The organism is Pseudomonas sp. DCB_AW (assembly GCF_026240895.1).
Classification (GTDB): Bacteria; Pseudomonadota; Gammaproteobacteria; order Pseudomonadales; family Pseudomonadaceae; genus Aquipseudomonas; species Aquipseudomonas kermanshahensis.
The window spans coordinates 17,009-34,674 of record NZ_JAPFCE010000023.1 but is presented as its reverse complement, the minus strand read 5'-3'; the positions used below and the strand labels follow the sequence as shown (position 1 = coordinate 34,674).

General features: G+C 63.0%; 16 protein-coding genes. 3 read left to right on the top strand and 13 right to left on the bottom strand.

Annotation, left to right across the window (positions count from 1 at the left end):
- Positions 1-96 precede the first annotated feature (96 nt).
- Both gabT and OO306_RS14760 read left to right on the top strand, forming a co-directional pair.
- Entirely contained in the window at positions 97-1,374 is a 1,278-nt protein-coding gene (gene gabT, locus OO306_RS14765; protein WP_027595155.1) for a 4-aminobutyrate--2-oxoglutarate transaminase, read from the top strand.
- Between the two features lie 136 nt (positions 1,375-1,510).
- A complete protein-coding gene (locus tag OO306_RS14760) occupies positions 1,511-2,737 on the top strand; it encodes a response regulator (RefSeq protein WP_265969188.1) in 1,227 nt (408 codons plus the stop codon).
- A gap of 153 nt (positions 2,738-2,890) precedes the next feature.
- On the opposite strand, the gene OO306_RS14755 is transcribed toward OO306_RS14760, so the two are convergent.
- Together OO306_RS14755 and desA are read right to left on the bottom strand one after the other, a co-directional pair.
- Entirely contained in the window at positions 2,891-3,880 is a 990-nt protein-coding gene (locus tag OO306_RS14755) for a sensor domain-containing diguanylate cyclase (protein ID WP_265969186.1), read from the bottom strand.
- A 141-nt stretch (positions 3,881-4,021) separates the two neighbouring features.
- Positions 4,022-5,206 (bottom strand): delta-9 fatty acid desaturase DesA, encoded by a 1,185-nt coding sequence (gene desA / locus OO306_RS14750; protein WP_027595158.1) that lies wholly within the window; start codon positions 5,204-5,206, stop codon positions 4,022-4,024.
- Between the two features lie 147 nt (positions 5,207-5,353).
- Here desA and dibA point away from each other — a divergent pair, with 147 nt between their 5' ends.
- Positions 5,354-7,249: a phosphodiesterase DibA gene (gene dibA / locus OO306_RS14745; protein ID WP_265969185.1), complete on the top strand. Its 1,896-nt coding sequence runs from the start codon at positions 5,354-5,356 to the stop codon at positions 7,247-7,249.
- 4 nt (positions 7,250-7,253) lie between these two features.
- Here dibA and OO306_RS14740 read toward each other — a convergent pair whose 3' ends face one another.
- The 11 genes from OO306_RS14740 to tcyJ all read right to left on the bottom strand — a co-directional run bounded on the left by OO306_RS14740 (position 7,254) and on the right by tcyJ (position 17,426).
- Positions 7,254-7,997, bottom strand: coding sequence for a HipA N-terminal domain-containing protein (locus OO306_RS14740; RefSeq protein WP_265969183.1), 744 nt, complete (start codon positions 7,995-7,997; stop codon positions 7,254-7,256).
- Complete coding sequence (locus tag OO306_RS14735) at positions 7,994-8,221, bottom strand: helix-turn-helix domain-containing protein (protein ID WP_033694250.1); 228 nt, start codon at positions 8,219-8,221, stop codon at positions 7,994-7,996. The genes OO306_RS14740 and OO306_RS14735 overlap by 4 nt, the downstream gene beginning before the upstream one ends.
- 228 nt (positions 8,222-8,449) lie before the next feature.
- Positions 8,450-9,094 (bottom strand): methionine ABC transporter permease, encoded by a 645-nt coding sequence (locus tag OO306_RS14730; RefSeq protein WP_008096606.1) that lies wholly within the window; start codon positions 9,092-9,094, stop codon positions 8,450-8,452.
- Positions 9,084-10,193 (bottom strand): methionine ABC transporter ATP-binding protein, encoded by a 1,110-nt coding sequence (locus OO306_RS14725; RefSeq protein WP_265969182.1) that lies wholly within the window; start codon positions 10,191-10,193, stop codon positions 9,084-9,086. The genes OO306_RS14730 and OO306_RS14725 overlap by 11 nt, the downstream gene beginning before the upstream one ends.
- A gap of 1 nt (position 10,194) precedes the next feature.
- A complete protein-coding gene (locus tag OO306_RS14720) occupies positions 10,195-10,995 on the bottom strand; it encodes a MetQ/NlpA family ABC transporter substrate-binding protein (protein ID WP_085273879.1) in 801 nt (266 codons plus the stop codon).
- Complete coding sequence (locus OO306_RS14715) at positions 10,988-12,379, bottom strand: LLM class flavin-dependent oxidoreductase (protein ID WP_265969181.1); 1,392 nt, start codon at positions 12,377-12,379, stop codon at positions 10,988-10,990. Before OO306_RS14715 ends, OO306_RS14720 begins: the two co-directional genes overlap by 8 nt.
- Positions 12,379-13,560, bottom strand: coding sequence for an SfnB family sulfur acquisition oxidoreductase (locus tag OO306_RS14710; RefSeq protein WP_027595165.1), 1,182 nt, complete (start codon positions 13,558-13,560; stop codon positions 12,379-12,381). The genes OO306_RS14715 and OO306_RS14710 overlap by 1 nt, the downstream gene beginning before the upstream one ends.
- Before the next feature lie 134 nt (positions 13,561-13,694).
- A complete protein-coding gene (locus tag OO306_RS14705) occupies positions 13,695-14,936 on the bottom strand; it encodes an SfnB family sulfur acquisition oxidoreductase (protein WP_265969178.1) in 1,242 nt (413 codons plus the stop codon).
- Positions 14,937-15,205: 269 nt separating this feature from the next.
- Positions 15,206-15,964 (bottom strand): L-cystine ABC transporter ATP-binding protein TcyN, encoded by a 759-nt coding sequence (tcyN, locus tag OO306_RS14700; protein ID WP_085273875.1) that lies wholly within the window; start codon positions 15,962-15,964, stop codon positions 15,206-15,208.
- 2 nt (positions 15,965-15,966) lie between these two features.
- The gene (tcyL, locus tag OO306_RS14695; RefSeq protein WP_027595168.1) at positions 15,967-16,635 is read right to left on the bottom strand and encodes a cystine ABC transporter permease; all 669 of its coding nucleotides are present in this window, start codon (positions 16,633-16,635) and stop codon (positions 15,967-15,969) included.
- Positions 16,632-17,426 (bottom strand): cystine ABC transporter substrate-binding protein, encoded by a 795-nt coding sequence (gene tcyJ / locus OO306_RS14690; protein ID WP_265969177.1) that lies wholly within the window; start codon positions 17,424-17,426, stop codon positions 16,632-16,634. The genes tcyL and tcyJ overlap by 4 nt, the downstream gene beginning before the upstream one ends.
- Between the last annotated feature and the right edge of the window lie 240 nt (positions 17,427-17,666).

The window sequence follows — 17,666 nt, the reverse complement described above, 5'->3', positions numbered from 1 at the left end:
GGGCGTTCACGGCAGTCGATCAACGAATACTGTGCGCGAGCACTCCCAGCCACCCCCGAATAAAAGCGCCATTCTGATCGGCGCAATGAGGGCATTATGAGCAAGACCAACGAATCCTTGATGCAACGCCGTGTAGCCGCCGTCCCACGTGGCGTCGGCCAAATCCACCCGATCTTCGTAGACACCGCGAAGAACTCGACGGTGATCGACGTTGAAGGCCGCGAACTGATCGACTTCGCGGGCGGCATCGCAGTACTGAACACCGGCCACCTGCACCCGAAAGTGGTTGCAGCCGTGCAAGAGCAGCTGACCAAAGTCAGCCACACCTGCTTCCAGGTGCTGGCCTACGAACCCTACGTAGAGCTGTGCGAAAAGATCAACAAGCTGGTCCCAGGCGACTTCGACAAGAAGACCCTGCTGGTCACCACCGGCTCCGAAGCCGTTGAAAACGCCGTCAAGATCGCCCGTGCCGCCACTGGCCGCGCTGGCGTGATCGCCTTCACCGGCGCCTACCACGGCCGTACCATGATGACCCTGGGCCTGACCGGCAAGGTCGTGCCGTACTCCGCTGGCATGGGCCTGATGCCAGGCGGCATCTTCCGCGCACTGTTCCCGAACGAACTGCACGGTGTGAGCGTCGACGACGCCATCGCCTCGGTTGAGCGCATCTTCAAGAACGATGCCGAGCCTAAGGACATCGCCGCGATCATCCTCGAGCCCGTACAAGGCGAAGGCGGCTTCCTGCCAGCGCCGAAAGAGCTGATGCAGCGCCTGCGCGCCCTGTGCGACCAGCACGGCATCCTGCTGATCGCCGACGAAGTGCAGACCGGCGCTGGCCGTACTGGCACCTTCTTCGCCATGGAACAGATGGGCGTCGCGCCTGACCTGACCACCTTCGCCAAATCCATCGCTGGCGGCTTCCCGCTGGCCGGTGTGTGCGGCAAGGCCGAGTACATGGACGCCATCGCACCAGGCGGCCTGGGCGGCACCTACGCCGGTTCGCCGATCGCTTGCGCCGCGGCCCTGGCCGTGATCGAAGTGTTCGAAGAAGAAAAACTGCTGGACCGCAGCAAGGCTGTTGGTGAGCACCTGGTGACTGGCCTGCGCAAGATCCAGGAAAAGAACCCGATCATCGGTGACATCCGTGGTCTGGGCTCGATGATTGCTGTCGAAGTCTTCGAGAAAGGCACTCACACCCCGAACGCTGCTGCCGTTGGCCAAGTGGTTGCCAAGGCACGTGACAAGGGTCTGATCCTGCTGTCTTGCGGCACCTACGGCAACGTCCTGCGTATTCTGGTCCCGCTGACCGCCGAAGACGCACTGCTGGACAAAGGCCTGGCGATCATCGAAGAGTGCTTCGCCGAACTCGCCTAATGTGACACGCTTCAGAAAAAACCCGCCTCGGCGGGTTTTTTTTGTGCCCAGAAAACGCGATGGACGCTATCGTTGACGCAGGACTTGCCTTGGAAGCTGCGACGGATTGCGTGTCAGGGATATTCAGGAGTTGGCCATGAGCGCTGTAGACCCCACCCCACCTTGCGTACTGATTGTCGAGGGCGACCCGTGGGTGCGTGACATGCTCAAGGAGATGCTGCTCAGCGTGCGTTGCGACGCCCGTCTGCAGGTCTGCGCCGACGGCTCGCAGGCGCTGAGCGCGCTGTCGAGCAAGCCCGACCTGATCATCGCTGCGCGTGAGCTGGCCGGCGTCGATGGCCTCGACCTGCTGCGCAAGGTCCGCGCCAAAGGCCCGGGGTTGCCGTTCATTCTCATGAGCAGCCGCAGCGACAGTGCCAGCGTGCGCGAAGCGTTGCCCCTGCACCCCACCGCTTACCTGAGCAAGCCCCTGAACCTGGATAACCTGCGCAAGCGCCTGGAAGAACTCCTGCTGGCCGTTGGCGAAGAAATCGCCTGCCCGGTGCCGCCTTTGCAGCCGGGTGCCAGCCTGACCGGTTACCTCGAGCAGCGCCGCGCGACTGCCGATGGCGGGCCGCTGCTGGCCGATGTGCAGGTGGCGATCAAGCGCGCGCTGAACCCTCAGGGCCTGAACCTCAAGGTGCTTGAAGAGGAAGTGCGCAACGACCCGCAGGTTACCGCGGTGCTGATCGCCGCCGCTAACAGCGCCGCCCTGCACCGCGACGCGCCCGTGCAAACGTTGCTGCAGGCGTTGAACAAGCTTGGCAGCACCCAGAGCATGAACCTCATCCTGGGCATGACCCTCAAGCGCAGCGCACGGCTGAGCGACCCCTTGCTGGCGCAGCACGCGGCGCACTTCTGGAACCTCTCGCTGCACTGCGCTGAATACGGCCGCAGCCTGGCGCGTATGTTGGAGTTGGATGAAGGGCGTTGTTACTGTGCCGGGCTGTTGCATTGCCTGGGCGACCTGGCGGTGCTGCGCTGCCTGCAAGAGTGGCGCCTGGCCGGCGGTGAGTTGGACGAGGGCACGGTCCGCAAGTCGCTCGATGAATACGGCGCGGCGTTCGGTTCGGCGCTGCGCACGCGCTGGCGCTTGCCGCTGGCACTGCGTGAATTGATTGCGGCCATTTACCAACTGGGCGGTGGTGTGTATTCGCGGGAGATCCTGGCGATGAACCTGGCCGGGCAATTGTCACGGCTGCCGGCTGAGCATGGGTTGGAGCAGGTTGCCAGTAACAAGACTGCACGGCTGCTCAAGCTCGGCTTGGCGGAGCTGGGCCGGTTGCGCAAAGTGGAGAAGCCGCAGGACGAAGCCTCCATCTGACATCACGTGCGATTCTTGAGCGGCCTTGCGTCGCGAAAGGGCTGCGAAGCAGCCCCGGCAATATCGGCGGCGAAGCTGAAAGCCTGGGGCCGCTACGCGCCCCTTTCGCGACGCAAGGCCGCTCCTACAAATCGTGCATGGCCTGTGCTGAGTTCAGCCCCGCACAATCTGATTCTTCCCCTGCCGCTTGGCCCGATACATCGCCGCATCGGCGCGGGCGAACAGGCTGTCCAGCGACTCATCCTCATCCGTCAACGCCGTCAGCCCCTGGCTCACGGTCACCCCGTAGACGTGCTCGTCGTGGCTGAAGCTCAGCCGTTGGATCTCTCGCTGCAAACGCTCGGCGATCTGCTCGGCCACTTGTGCATTACAGCCTGGGAACACGGCCGCAAACTCCTCGCCACCAATACGTCCAAACTGGTCCCCTCGGCGTAGCACGGCTTTGCCGCTGTCGGCGATGCGCTGCAGCACCTGGTCGCCTTCCTGGTGCCCGTAGCTGTCATTGATCTGTTTGAAATCGTCGATGTCCAGCAGCAGGAAGGCCAGTGGCGTGCCGTCCTCGCGGGCGCTGTCGAAGGCCTGCTGGGCACACTCGAAGAAGTGCCGGCGGTTGCTGCTCTGGGTCAGCACGTCGGTGGTGGCCAGGCGATGCAGTTCGCCTTCGAGTTGCTTCTTTTCGGTGATGTCTTCGGCGATACCGACAACGATGACCCGCTGTTCGCCCTCGCGGTGCTGGTTGATGTAGCACTTGTCACTCAGCCAGCGCACCTGGCCTTCGGCATTGAGGATGCGGTATTCGCGGTCTTCCACCGAGCCTTTGAGCAGCACTTGGGCCAGGCTGCGCTCGGCGTACTCCAGGTCGTCGGGGTAGATGCTGTCGCGCCACTCGTTGTAGTCGGCCAGCACCAGGCTGATCGGGCGGCCAAAGATACGTTCGTACGCCGGGCTGACGTAGAGCACCTGGCGAGCTTCCCAGTCAAAGGCCCAGAGTACGGCATTGACGCTGTCCAGCAACGAACTGAAGAGTTGTTCGCGTTCACTCAGGCGGGCGACTTCGCCTTGGGCGTGCAGCAAGGCCAGCAAGGTCTTGGCGGCTTCTGGAGGTGGGGGGCCGGGCAGGGAAGTTGGAATGTTCTTGGCCATGTGCACGAGCGAGTCTCGACAAGTGAGCGTGCGGCCAGCATCAGGCCCGCCACGCGGGCGATGTGCCGAGTTGGAGTGGTGGGCAGGGGGGGAAGTTCCAGGCGGCACGCCCTGCCAGCAGGGCGTGCCGATCAACGGCGGTCAGGCGCCGGTTGGGCGCAGGGAGTAGGTTTTCAGTTGTGCGGCGAAGTCGTGCAGGGCATGGATGCCGCTGGCTTCGGCCTCGTGCACCCAGTCCTTCATGGCCGCGAGCATGTCGTGGCCATTGGCGCTGGTGCGTGCCCAGATTTGCTGCAGGGCCAGGCGTTTTTCGTAAATGACCTTGAGGGCCTGGCTATGCGCGAGCAGCGTCTCGATGCGCACGTGGTGGCGGTCTTCCAGCAGGCTGGTCTCCCGCGACAGCAGGCGCTTGGCGCGGCGGAAACGGTGGCGCATCGACGCGTCGACCTTGGCCAGCTCTTGCTGCACCAGCGGGCCGATCACCAGCTTGCGGTACTGGGCCATGATCTGGAAGCGATTGTTGAGGATCGCCATGGCAGTGTCCATGTCCAGGTTGGCCTTGCCTTCGACCCTGTGGGCGATCGGCGCCACGCGCTGCACCTTGGCCAGGCGCAGGAAGCAGAACAGGCGTATCCAGGCCCAGCCCATGTCGAATTCCCAGCGTTTTACCGACAGCTTGGCCGAGTTGGGATAGGTGTGGTGGTTGTTGTGCAGCTCTTCGCCACCGATGACGATGCCCCACGGCACCAGGTTGGTGGCGGCGTCCCGGCATTCGAAATTGCGGTAGCCGACGGCATGGCCCAGGCCATTGACCACGCCAGCGGCCCAGAACGGAATCCACATCATCTGCACCGCCCAGATGGTGATGCCAAGAGTGCCGAACAGCAGCAGGTCGATCACCGCCAGCAGGGCAATGCCGCCCAGCTTGTACCGCGAGTAGAGGTTGCGCTCGATCCAGTCGTCCGGGCAGTTCTTGCCGTAGATGCGCAGGGTTTCGGGGTTGCGTGCCTCTTCGCGGTAGAGCTCGGCGCCTTTGCGCAGGACCGTGCTCAACCCCTTGTGCACCGGGCTGTGCGGGTCGTCCGGGGTTTCGCACTTGGCGTGGTGCTTGCGGTGGACGGCGGTCCACTCGCGGGTGTTCTGCGCCGTGGTCAGCCACAGCCAGAAACGGAAGAAATGCTTGAGCGCGCCGTTGAGCTCCAAGGCCCGGTGCGCGGAGTAGCGATGCAGGTAAACCGTGACGCTGACGATGGTCACATGGGTCATCAACAAAGTGATGCCGACCAGTTGCCAGGCCGACAAGTCGAGCAGGCCGTTGTACCACATAGGTGTTAAAACCCTCGAGAACACAGGGGAAGGGTCTGATTATCCCTTGGCAGGGAAATAAAACCAGTCACCCTTTCAGATAGGACGTCACGACATGTTTCACCCTTTATAATGCGCGCTCTTCGTTCATGGGCCATTCCACCCGACATGTCTGTTTCCGTTCGCGACGCCTTGCGCATGGCTGCGCTCTATGTGGTGCTGTCGATCCTCTGGCTGGTGCTGGCAGAGATGCTCCTGCATGGCATGACTGACGACCCGCTGGCACTGACGGTGGGGCGGCAGATCAATGTGGTGATCTGGGTCTTGTTCAGCGCGGTGCTGATTTTCGTGTCGCGGGCACGGCTGCTCAATTTCATCGGCATTGGCGCGCGCCTGCGCTGTGAGGACCGCGAGCGGCTGCGCATGGCGGCGGCGGTGTTCGACAGTACCCTCGAAGGGGTGCTGGTGACCGACCGCCAAGGCCTGATCGTGCACGTCAACCGCGCCTTCATGCGTATTACCGGTTACCAGCAGGACGAGGTCATTGGCCAGCGCCCGAACAAGTTCAAGTCGGGCCGCCATGGCGCGTCGTTCTATCAGCAGATCTTTGCCACCCTGGCCGAAAAGGGCGAATGGAGTGGCGAGATCTGGAACCGCCGCAAAAGCGGCGAGATCTACCCGCAATGGCAGACGATCTGCGCCATACGCGATGACGCTGGCGAGCTGAGCCATTACGTGGCGGTTTTCAGCGACATCAGTGCGATCAAACATACCGAGCAGGAACTGGCCTACCTGGCCCATCACGACCCGCTGACCGGCCTGCCCAACCGCCTGCTGTTCACCGACCGCGTCGAGCAGGCGCTGGTGACGGCGCAAGCCAACAAACGCGGTTGCGGTTTGCTGCTGCTCGACCTGGACCATTTCCAGAGCATCAACGACGGCCTTGGACACACCATCGGCGATCAGTTGCTCAAGCTGGTGGGCGAGCGCCTGGGCGAGGTGGTGGGCAATGGGGTGACCCTGGCGCGGCTGGGGGGGGACGAGTTCGGTGTACTGGCCGAGAACTGCCAGCAAGTCGGCCAGGCGGGCAAGCTGGCGCAACGCATCATCGAGCGTATGCGCGAGCCGTTCGTGTTTGATGGCCATCGCCTGTTCATCAGTGTCAGCGTCGGCATCAGCCTGTTCCCCAGCGATGCGCTGGGTACCGAGCAGTTGCTGCGCAATGCCGACGCGGCACTGTTCAAGGCCAAGAGCAGCGGGCGCGCCTGCTATGCGCTGTACACCGAAGAGCTGACCGCGCACGCCCAGCACCGGGTGGAAACCGCCGGCGAGCTGCGCCGTGCCTTGGAGCAGGATGAACTGCGGGTGTACTTCCAGCCGGTGCATGACCTGGCCACGGCCGAGCGGGTAGGGGTCGAGACCCTGGTGCGCTGGGCGCATCCCCAGCGCGGCCTGGTGCCGCCGAGCGAGTTCATACCGATCGCCGAGCGCACCGGGTTGATTGCCGAAATCGACACCTGGGTGCTGCGTCAGGCTTGCCTGCAGATGGTGCAGTGGCAGCGCGAAGGCCGGCAGCTGGCGTTCGTCGCGGTGAATATCTCAAGCCGTCTGTTTGGCCAGCACGCGTTGTATCGGCAGGTGGCCGAAGTGCTGCACGAAACCGGCTTGGCCCCGGCGATGCTGGAGCTGGAAGTCACCGAGAGTGCGGTGATGGAAGACCCGGAAGTGGCGCTGGAGCAGCTGCATCGCCTGCGTGAACTGGGCGTGACCTTGGCGATCGACGACTTTGGCACGGGGTATTCGTCGTTGCTGCGGCTCAAGCGTTTGCCGGTGCAGAAGCTGAAGATCGATCAGGGCTTTGTCGCGGGCCTGCCTCATGACGATGACGACATCGCGATCGTGCGGGTGATCATTGCCCTGGCCCGCAGCATGGGCATGCAAGTGCATGCCGAGGGCATCGAGCAGCAAGAGCAGGCCAGCTTCCTGCTGCAGGAGCAGTGCCAGTTGGGCCAGGGTTACTGGTTCGGCCGGCCGGTGCCGGCGCAAGACCTAGATTGGGGGTGATGGCTCAGGGCCGTAGTTTTTCCGTCATGTCGCGGATCACGCCATGGACGATGCGCCTGACCAGCCTGCTTTCACCGGCATGCCAGGCATGGGCGTTTTTTTCCAGAAGGTCTCTTGCTGCATCTTCCACGCCCGGTACCAGCTCATCAATGATCTTGTTACCCAGCGGCGCGCGTACGCCAATGGCTTCACCGAGGCTGATGACGCTGGCCCTGGTAATGTCAGCGTGGGTGCGGACGCCTTCTGGCTTCCACTCGAACAGGGCGTCTTTTTCCATGACAATCGGCAGCTTGTGCTGCGCGCCAGCGAGTGACATACGCTTCGGGGCACCTGTGGTCAGTGCGACTCGGGGCAGGTTGCGAATCCTCTCACTCAACTGAGCGTCCGAGATGGGCTTCAGCCCGCTCGCCTGCTCAAGTTGTGGCTCAGGTAGCAATGTGATTGCACCTGCCGACTCTGAACCGTAGTAGCTGAGCAAGCCAAAAGCGTCCGCGAATTCGAGCTTTGCATCGCTGGCCAGCAATGTGCGTGCTTGCTCTTCGGGCAGCAGATTGTCGAAGAACCATTGGACAGGGCGCTCGGATGATCCATCAACCAGCAAGCCTTTGGCACGAGGCAGTGCGGGCGACAGATCATAGCCATCGGGTCGGGCTATCCAGGTTGGCGTATATTCCAGGCTCCAGACACCTGCGTTGTCGCTGAGCGTTGCAACGTGGTGGCTGTTGATCAGGATTTGGAGGGCTCTCATTTGTCAGGCACATCCACATAGACCCGTATGCCAAGCTCCTGCATCACTTGCAGGACGCTTGCGAGTGACACACTGCCCTTGCCTCGCTCGATGTCCCTGAGCAGGACGTGGCTTTTGCCGACGATGAGGGCCAGGTCCGATTGGGTTATTGCCTGGTTTTTGCGTACCTCACGTACTGCATTTCCCAAATCGAGAGGTGTCTGGATCTGTTTGAGGGAGCCCATGGGTGTTCAGCCGGTTCGAAAGAATAGTTTCGATTATGGTCGGCGACAGGGAACATTCAAGGAAAACTAAGGTTTTATTTAGTTTTAGGGTATGAGAAGAGATCAATGCAAAAAAACGAAAGTATTGTTTCGCTAGAACGGTTTAGCGCCTTTATATGGTTTCTATCTCAACGATAATTTAGTTTTCTGCGCGACGTCGAATGGGGCCGCAAAAGGGCCCCAAATAACTCACCGCTTGTTCAACCCCTTCGCCAGCCGATCCCCACCCAGTTGAATCAACGCCACCAACGCCACCAGCATGGCGATCACGGTCAGCATGATCTGGCTGTCGAAGCGCTGGTACCCATACCGATAGGCAATGTCGCCCAGCCCACCGGCGCCAATCGCCCCGGCCATGGCTGACGAGTTGATGAGGGTCACCAGGGTAATGGTGAACCCCCCGACGATGCCGGGCAGCGCCTCGGGCAGCAGCACATGCCAGACGATGTGCCAGCGCCGGCAGCCCATGGCTTGTGCCGCTTCCACCAGGCCGTGGTCCACTTCGCGCAAGCTCACCTCGGCAATCCGGGCAAAGAAGGGGGTGGCGGCGATGGTCAGCGGCACCACGGCCGCCCACACGCCATAGGTGGTGCCTACCACCAGGCGGGTGAAGGGGATCAGCGCGACCATCAGGATCAGAAACGGGATCGAGCGGAACAGGTTGACGAACGCGCCCAGCACCCGGTTCAGCAGCGGTGCCTCGAAGATGCCGCCCTTGTCGCTGGTGACCAGCAGCACCGCCATCGGTACACCGACCAACAGCGCGATCAGCGACGACACGCCGACCATCAGCAGGGTGTCGAGCAAGCCTTCAAGCAGGCGATCAAACCACATGGCCCAGTACCTCCACGTCTTCGGCCCAACGGCGGGCACGCTCCAGCAATTGGTGGGTGTCGTGTGGCGAATGCTGCACCGACAGGATCAACTGCCCAAGCGCATGTTCACCGATGGTTTCAACGCCACCTTGCAGCAGGCGCACGCGGCCGCCGAGGTCGGTGAACAGGGCAGAAAGCTCCGGCTCGCCGAGCAAGGTCAGCTTGAGCACCACGGCGCTGTCGCGGCTCTGCGGGCTGGCCTTGAGGCTGGCCTGCAAAGTCGCGGGCAGCTTGGCCTGCAAGGGCGCGAGCAAGGTCCGCGTCACTTCATGGCGCGGTGTGCCGAATACCCGCCAGACTTCCCCTTGCTCGACCACTTCGCCGCGCTCCAGCACCACCACGCGGTGGCAGATATCGCGGATTACCGCCATTTCATGGGTGATCAGCACGATGGTCAGGCCCAGGCGCAGGTTGATGTCACGCAGCAGTTCAAGGATCGAGGCCGTGGTTTCAGGGTCGAGTGCCGAGGTGGCCTCGTCGCACAAGAGGATCTCGGGGTCGTGCACCAGCGCCCGAGCGATGCCGACGCGTTGCTTTTGCCCGCCCGACAGCTGCGCGGGGTAAACGTGGTGCTTTTCCTGCAGGCCGACCAGCTCCAGCAGTGCGCGCACCTTGCGCTGGCGCTCGGCCTTGGGCACGCCGGCCACTTTCAGTGGCAGCTCGACGTTCTGCCACACGGTCTTGGCCGACATCAGGTTGAAGTGCTGGAAGATCATGCCGATGCGCCGGCGCAGCGCAACCAAGCGGTCCTCGTCGAAGGACGCGATGTCCACCTGGTCGATCAGCACGCGGCCCTGGCTGGGTTGTTCCAGGCGGTTGATGGTGCGCAGCAGCGACGACTTGCCGGCGCCGCTGCGGCCGATGATGCCGAAGATCTCGCCATGGCGAATGTTCAGGTCGATGCCTTGCAAGGCAGGCTGAGCCTGGCCAGGGTAGGTCTTGCCGAGGCCGATGAAGCGCACGTGGGCTTCGTTGACCTCTGGGCGCAGGGCCTGTTCCTTGGCCGTTGGCGGCAATGGTTGGGGTGTCGGCGCCCTGAGCGCGCTGGCCTGGCTCATGTCAGCCCTCCCAACCGGCCTGGTAGAGGTTGCCGTGGGCTTTGTTCAAGGCCGCGCGCACCGCGGGCGAGTGCTGGTAGATATCGACGAACTTGGCCAGGCGCGGGTCGTCCTTGCTTTGCGGGCGAATGACGAACTGGATCACGTACTCTTTGTTTTCCAGGCCATCGAACAGCAGCGCGGAGGTGGCGTCGAAGCTGTTGGCCAGGCGGATGTAGGCCGGGTAGCCCTGAACCAGGTCGGCGTCATCATAGGCGCGCACCAGTTGCACCGCCTCGACCTGAAGGATTTTAAGGTGCTTGGGGTTGGCGATGATGTCGTCTTCCGTGGCCTTGTAGCCGACCCCAGGTTTAAGCGTGATCAGCCCCGCCTTGGCCAGTAGCTGCAGGCCACGGCCGCTGTTGATCGGGTCGTTGGCGATGGCCACGCTGGCGCCTTCGGGCAGCTCGGCGAAGCTTTTGTACTTTTTCGAGTACAGGCCGACGTTGTTGATGATGCCTGGCGCGTAGGGCACCAGGTTGAAGCCCGCAGCGGCCTTGGCGTTTTCCAGGAACGGGATGTGCTGGAAGTAGTTCACGTCGATGTCGCCGCTGTTGAGGCTGACATTGGGGGCTATCCAGTCGCTGAACTCGATCAGCTTCACGTCCAGGCCTTGCTTGTGGGCTTCTTCCACGGCGGTTTCCAGGGGAATCGCAAAGGCGGAGGTGGTACCGATTTTCAACGGCTCGGCGGCGAAGGCGCTGGCGGACAGGCCAAGGGTGACCGCAATGGCCGCGACGGGCCGGAACAGTTTCTCAAGCATGGTGCAGGGCTCCAGTCGGGGCAGGGGTTTGGGTAAAGCGGTAGCGCGAGCCGGGATGGCTGGCGGGCAGGTGCGGGTGGTCGGTATCGAACAACTTCTCGCGCAGGGTGCCCTCGGCGTATGCGGTCTTGTAGCGGCCACGCTGTTGTAGCTGCGGGATGACCAGCTCGATGAAGTCCTCAAAGCTTTCTGGTGTAACGGTGCGGGTCAGGTTGAAGCCGTCCAGCCCGGTTTCGTCGAGCCAGGCGATCAGGGCATCGGCGACCTGTTCAGGGCTGCCGACCAGGGTCACGTAGCGCCCGCCCAGGGCGTGCTGATCAAGCAGGCGGCGGCGGGTCCAGGCGTTTTCCTGCAGCTGGCGCGTGGCCGACTGGATGGCGTTGCCCTTGCTGAAGCCGATCGGCTCGTCCAGCCCATAGGCCGCAAAGTCGATGCCGGTGGAGGCGGCAAAGTGCGCCACGCCGGCCTCGGGGCTGGCATGGCGAAGGTACTCGGCATGCTTGGCTTGGGCCTGTTGCTCAGTGGGGGCGACGATCACCGTGATGCCCATGAACACCTTGACCGCCTGCGGATCGCGGCCCGCCGCCTTGGCGGCCGCGCGCACCTTGTCGACCTGGGCGCGGGTGGCGGTTTTGCCCTGGCCGCTGATGAACACGCACTCGGCATGGTTGCCGGCAAAGGCGAGGCCGCGCGGGGAACTGCCCGCCTGGAACAACACCGGTGTGCGTTGCGCTGAGGGCTCGCACAGGTGGTAGCCCTCGACGTTGTAGAACTCGCCGTGGTGGCTGACCTTGCGCACCTTGTCGGGCTGGGCGTAGACGCGCTGCTCGCGGTCGGCGACCACGGCATCGTCAGCCCAGCTGCCTTCGAGCAGTTTGTACAGCACCTGCAGGTACTCGTCGGCCTGGTCGTAGCGCCGATCATGCTCGGGTTGCTGCGCCAGGCCCATGGCGCGGGCCGCGCTGTCGAGGTAGCCGGTGACTATGTTCCAGCCGACCCGGCCATTGGTGAGGTGGTCGAGCGTGGAGAGGCGCCGGGCGAACAAGTAAGGCGCCTCGTAAGTGAGGTTGGCGGTAAGGCCGAAGCCCAGGTTGCGGGTGACGGCAGCCATGGCTGAGACCAACAGCAGGGGGTCGTTGACGGGTAGCTGGATCGACTCCTTGAGCGTTACCTCCAGCGACTGGCCATAGATGTCGTAGGTGCCGACGATGTCGGCGATGAACAGGCCGTCGAACAAGCCCCGTTCCAGCAGGCGTGCCAGGTCGGTCCAGTATTCAAGCGTCTTGTACTGGGTCGAGGTATCCCGCGGGTGGGTCCACAGGCCATGGTTGATGTGCCCGATGCAGTTCATGTTGAAGGCATTGAGCAGAATCTGCTTGGCCATCAGATCGTCCCCCGGCGCGGCGGGTTTTCGTTGTTCAGGTAGTAGTTGCCGATGGCGTGGTACTTCCAGCGCACTGGGTCGTGCAGGGTGTGCACGCGAGCGTTGCGCCAGTGGCGGTCGAGGTTGTGCTCGGCGAGGGTGGCCTGGCTACCGGCCAGTTCGAACAGCGTGGTGCCGGCGGCGAGGGAAATCTCGGTGCTGATGGCGCGTGCTTCGGCCACGGCAATGGAGGCGGCGGCGACGTTGTCGGCGCTGCTGTCTTGCTGGGCGCGGTCGAGGTATTCACCGGCGCGTTCGAGCAGGGCTTCGGTGGCGTGCAGGCGGATCGCCAGTTGGCCGAAGCTTTTCAGGGTCAAGGGGTCTTCGCTGGCCTTGTCCAGGCCCGAGTCGACCCAGGGGCGGCTGCGGGTGCGCACGAAGTGCAGGGCATCTTCGTAGGCGGCGCGGGCGATGCCGGTGTCGATGGCGGCGTGGAGAATCTGTGCCAGTGGGCCGACAGGGGTCGGGCGTTCGAAGGCGCTCTGGAAGGGGACTACGTCTTGGGCGCTGACCCACACGTTGTCGAATACCACCGAACCACTGCCGGTGGTGCGCTGGCCGAAGCCGCTCCAGTCGTCGATCACCTGCAGGCCTTGGCTGTCGGCGGGGACGAAGGCCAATTGTTGCACGCCATCGTCATCGATCACCGAGGTCGGGATGCGCTGGGCGTAAAGGGCACCGGTGGAATAGAACTTGCGGCCATTGATACGGAACCCATCACCGTCGCGGCTCAGGCGGGTGGTGCGGTCGTTGGCGGTCTTGGTGCCCAGTTCGGCCAGGGCATTGCCAAAGCGCCGGCCGGCCAGCACTTCGGCGTACAGGCGTTGCTGTTGTTCAGGGCTGCCGTTTACCCGCAGCACTTCCAGGGCATAGAAGTGGTTTTGCGGGATTTGCCCCAAGGAGCCATCGGCCTGGGCGATGCGGGCGATGACTTTGGCCAGGGTGACGTTGGACACACCGGCGCCGCCGAAGGCCTTGGGCACGCTGATGGCCCACAGGCCGGAGCGGGTGAACAGGTCGAGTTCGGCGTGGGGCAGGCGGCGCTCGCGGTCGCGCAGGGCGCTGTCGCGGCGCAGTTGCTGGGCGATGTCTTCGGCGATGGCCAGGGCTTGGGTGTCGCTGGTGATGATGTTTGTGGTCATGGTGTTTCTCCGGGGGCCGCTGTGCGGCCCATTCGCGGGGCAAGCCCGCTCCCACAGACACACTGCACTGATCTCAGGTGTGGGAGCGGGCTTGCCCCGCGAATGGGCTGCGCAGCAGCCCCAAAGGCTGCAAATCAGATCCAGGAATGCCGCGCAGGCAGGCTGCCGTTCAGGTGGTAAGCGCCCACCGCGTGGTACTTCCAGCGCACCGGGTCATGCAGGGTATGCACGCGGGCGTTGCGCCAGTGGCGGTCGAGGTTGAACTCGGCCAGGGTGGCGCGGCTGCCGGCCAGCTCAAACAGCTTTTCGCTGGCCTGCAAGGAGACCTCGGTGGTCAGCACCTTGGCCTCGGCCACGGCGATCGAAGCGCGGGCAGCAGAAGCGGCGTCGATGGGTGCGGCATTGACCTCATCGAGCACCCGCGCCGCCTTGCGCAGCAGCGCCTCGGCAGCGTGCAGCTCGAGCTTGAGGCGGCCGATGTCGGCGATCACGTACGGGTCGTCGCTGGCGCGCTCGACCTTGGCGTCGATCCAGGGCCGCGATTTGTCGCGCACAAAGCTGATGGCATCATCGATGGCCGCTTCGGCGATACCGGCGTCGATGGCTGCCTGGATCAACTGCGAAGCCGCGCCCTGGATATTCGGCGTGTCACGCTGGCGCCAGTTGTCGATCACCAGATCCGCATCGACCGGCACCTGGTCGAGCAGCACGGTGCCGCTGGCGGTGGTGCGTTGGCCGAACCCAGACCAGTCATCGACGATGCGCAGCCCAGGGCTGCCGCGGCGGACGAAGGCCAGGCGCTGGCGGCCTTCGTCGTCCAGTGCCTTGACCGCCACCCAGTGGGCGTACAGGGCGCCCGTGGAGTAGAACTTTTCACCACTGATGCGATAACCGTCGCCTGCGCGGGTGATCTTCGCCTTCAGGGTCAGGGTGTCTTTGGTGCCGCGCTCGGGGCCGGCATTGCCGATGCGCCAGCCGTCCAGCACGCTGCGGAAGATCACCGCCTGCTGTGCCTCGGTGGCGGTCAGGCGCAGCAACTGCAGCATGCCGAACTGGTTCTGCGGGATCTGCCCCAGGGCCGGGTCGGCGGCACTGATCAGGCGGAAGACTTCCGCCACGGTTTCGAACGAGACATCGGGGCCGCCATAGGCCTTGGGTACGCTGATGCTGCCCAGGCCGCTGCGGGTGAACTGCTCGATCTCTGCCCACGGTAGTTTGCGTTGCTGGTCGCGGCGTGCGGCCTGCTCACGGGCCACGTCGGCCAGTTCGCGTGCGGCTTGCAGGGCCTCGGCGTCGTTGCGCAGCACCTTGGCTGGCAGCAGCAGAGGCGAGCTGTCGACGTCGCTGTGGAAAAGGGTATTTGGCTGGCTGGACATCAGTACCGCTCCTTGGCTGCACTCAATGCCCTGGCGATACGCACTGGGGTGATTGTGATCCTGACCATTCCTAACCTCACAAAAGTAGATGCGTCGCTTCAGCTGATGGCGACAGACGTTTGCTGGTCCGGTGGTCCGGTGTATATACCCTAATGGCTTATTAAAAGATTATGAACTAACCTTTTGGAATATATATAGAAGTTGAGATTTGCACAGGATATGCCGGCCTCTTCGCGGGCAAGTCGGACCGCGAAGAGGCCAGTACAGGTTTATTCCGAAGCTGCGGTGCCGAGGAACTTGCGCAAGAATTGCCGGGTACGCTCTTCCTTGGGCGCCGCAAACAGCGCCTTGGCTTCACCCTGTTCGACGATCACCCCCTTGTCGAAGAAGATCACCCGGTTCGCCACATCACGGGCAAAACTCATCTCGTGGGTAACGATGATCATGGTGCGCTTTTCTTCGGCCAGGCCGCGGATGGTGGCGAGCACTTCGCCAACCAGCTCCGGGTCGAGCGCCGAGGTCGGTTCGTCAAACAGAATCACCTCAGGCTCCATCGCCAGGGCACGGGCAATCGCTACCCGCTGCTGCTGGCCACCAGAAAGGCGCCGCGGGTAGGCGTCTTCCTTGCCCGCCAGTCCTACCTTGGCCATCAGCTTGCGGCCCAGGGCGATGGCCTGGTCGCGGGGCGTCTTCTTGACGATCACCGGGCCCTCAATGACGTTTTCCAGGGCGGTGCGGTGGGGGAACAGGTTGAAGTTCTGGAACACGAAACCGGCCTGCTGACGCAACCGGCGAATCGCGCTCTGCTGCCCACCCAGCGGGCGATTGGCATCGATGCTGATGGCGCCGATCTGGATCTGCCCGGCGTCGGGGGTTTCCAGCAGGTTGAGGCAGCGCAGGAAGGTGGTCTTGCCCGAGCCGCTGGGGCCGATGATGGCGACCACTTCGCCTGGCTGCACGGTCAGGTCGATGCCATTGAGCACGGTCTGGCCCTTGAATTGCTTGGACAGGCCTTTAACTACGATCATGCTCAATGCTCCTGGTCATGCTGGTTGACCCGCGCTTCCATGCGGTTCTGGAAGTGCGCGAGGATACTGCAGAGGATCCAGTAGATAACCGCCACAGCCAGGTACATGGTGAAGACTTCAAAGGTGCGCGCGGTAATCAGCTGGGCCTGGCGGAACAGCTCGGGCACCTGGATGGTCGCCGCCAGGGCGGTGTCCTTGACCAGCGAGATGAAGCTGTTGCCCAGCGGCGGCAAGGCCGTACGCAGGGCTTGCGGCAGGATGGCCCGGCGCATGGCCTGGGTGCGGGTCATGCCGATGCTGGCAGCGGCTTCCCACTGGCCACGGTCGATCGAGGAAATCGCCGCACGCAGGATTTCGCAGATGTAAGCAGCCATGTTCAGCGACAGGCCGATCAGCGAGGCCGGGATGGGGTCGAGTTCGATACCGATCTGCGGCATGCCGAAGTAGATCACGAACAGCTGCACCAGCAGCGGCGTGCCCCGGAAGAACGACACGTAGATGCGTGCCAGCCAGTTCAGCGGCAACATCTTCGACAGCCGCATCAGCGCCAGGGCAAACCCCAGCACCAGGCCGAAGAACATGCCACCGACACTGAGCAGCACCGTATAACCCGCGCCCTTCAGCAGGAAGGGCGTGGAATCGACAACGAGTTGCAGGCTTTCAGCGATCATTTAGTGACATCGGCACCGAAGTATTTTTCCGACAGCTTGGCCAGCGTGCCGTCGGCCTTGAGCTTGTCGATGGCCTTGTTGAGGGCCGCCAGCAACTCAGGTTCGCCTTTGCGCAGGGCCACGCCGCTTTCCAGGCGCGAGAAGGCATCGCCGGCAAGCTCGGTGTCCTTGGCTTTTTGCGCGTATTCCAGTGCGGCCAGGCGGTCGATCAGGATCGCGTCGATGCGGCCGTTGCGCAGGTCGGCGAATTTGGTCGGGTCGTCCTCATAGGTGCGGACTTCGGCTTTGGGCACGTCCTGATTCACCCACTGCTCGTAGTTGGTGCCCAGGCCGACGCCGACTTTCTTGCCTGCCAGGTCCTGTGCAGTCTTGATGTTCAGGTCTGCGGCTTTCTTCTTCAGCACCAACGCCTGGATGCCGGAGACGGTGTAGGGCTCGGAGAAGTCGTACTTTTTCTTGCGCTCTTCGGAGATGGTCACTTGGTTGACCACCACGTCCAGGCGTTTGGACTCCAGCGCTGCAAGGATGCCGTCCCATTTGGTCGGCTGGATCTTGGCCTTGACCCCCAGCTCCTTGGCCAGCAGTTCCGAAAGCTCCACTTCGAAGCCGGCCAGCTTGCCGCTTTCATCCTGGAAGCTGAACGGTGGGTAGGTGCCTTCCAGGCCGACGTTGATCACGCCCTTTTCCTGAATGGTCTTCAATTGCTCGCCGGCGAAGGCCTGGCTGAGCAGGCCGGCACCCAGCAGGATGGCCAGGCTGGCGTTGAGTAGCGGTTTGGCGAATTTCGACATGTCAGGCCCCGCGCTTGGTGTGGAAGTAGTGGGTGGCGACTATAAAGTTGGCCGCTTAGGCCAGGAAATAATAAAAAATTATCTTATTATTCCTTTTTGTTTTTTTGCCGAGTCAAGTCAGCTTTGAGGGTAGGCCAGGATACTGGCGCCGTCATCGCGGCTTATGCCCGACTTAGCGCAGGATGGAATAAAGCGTTGTTTTTTCCAAGGGATGGATTTGCCGTAGAGTGGATTGCATAA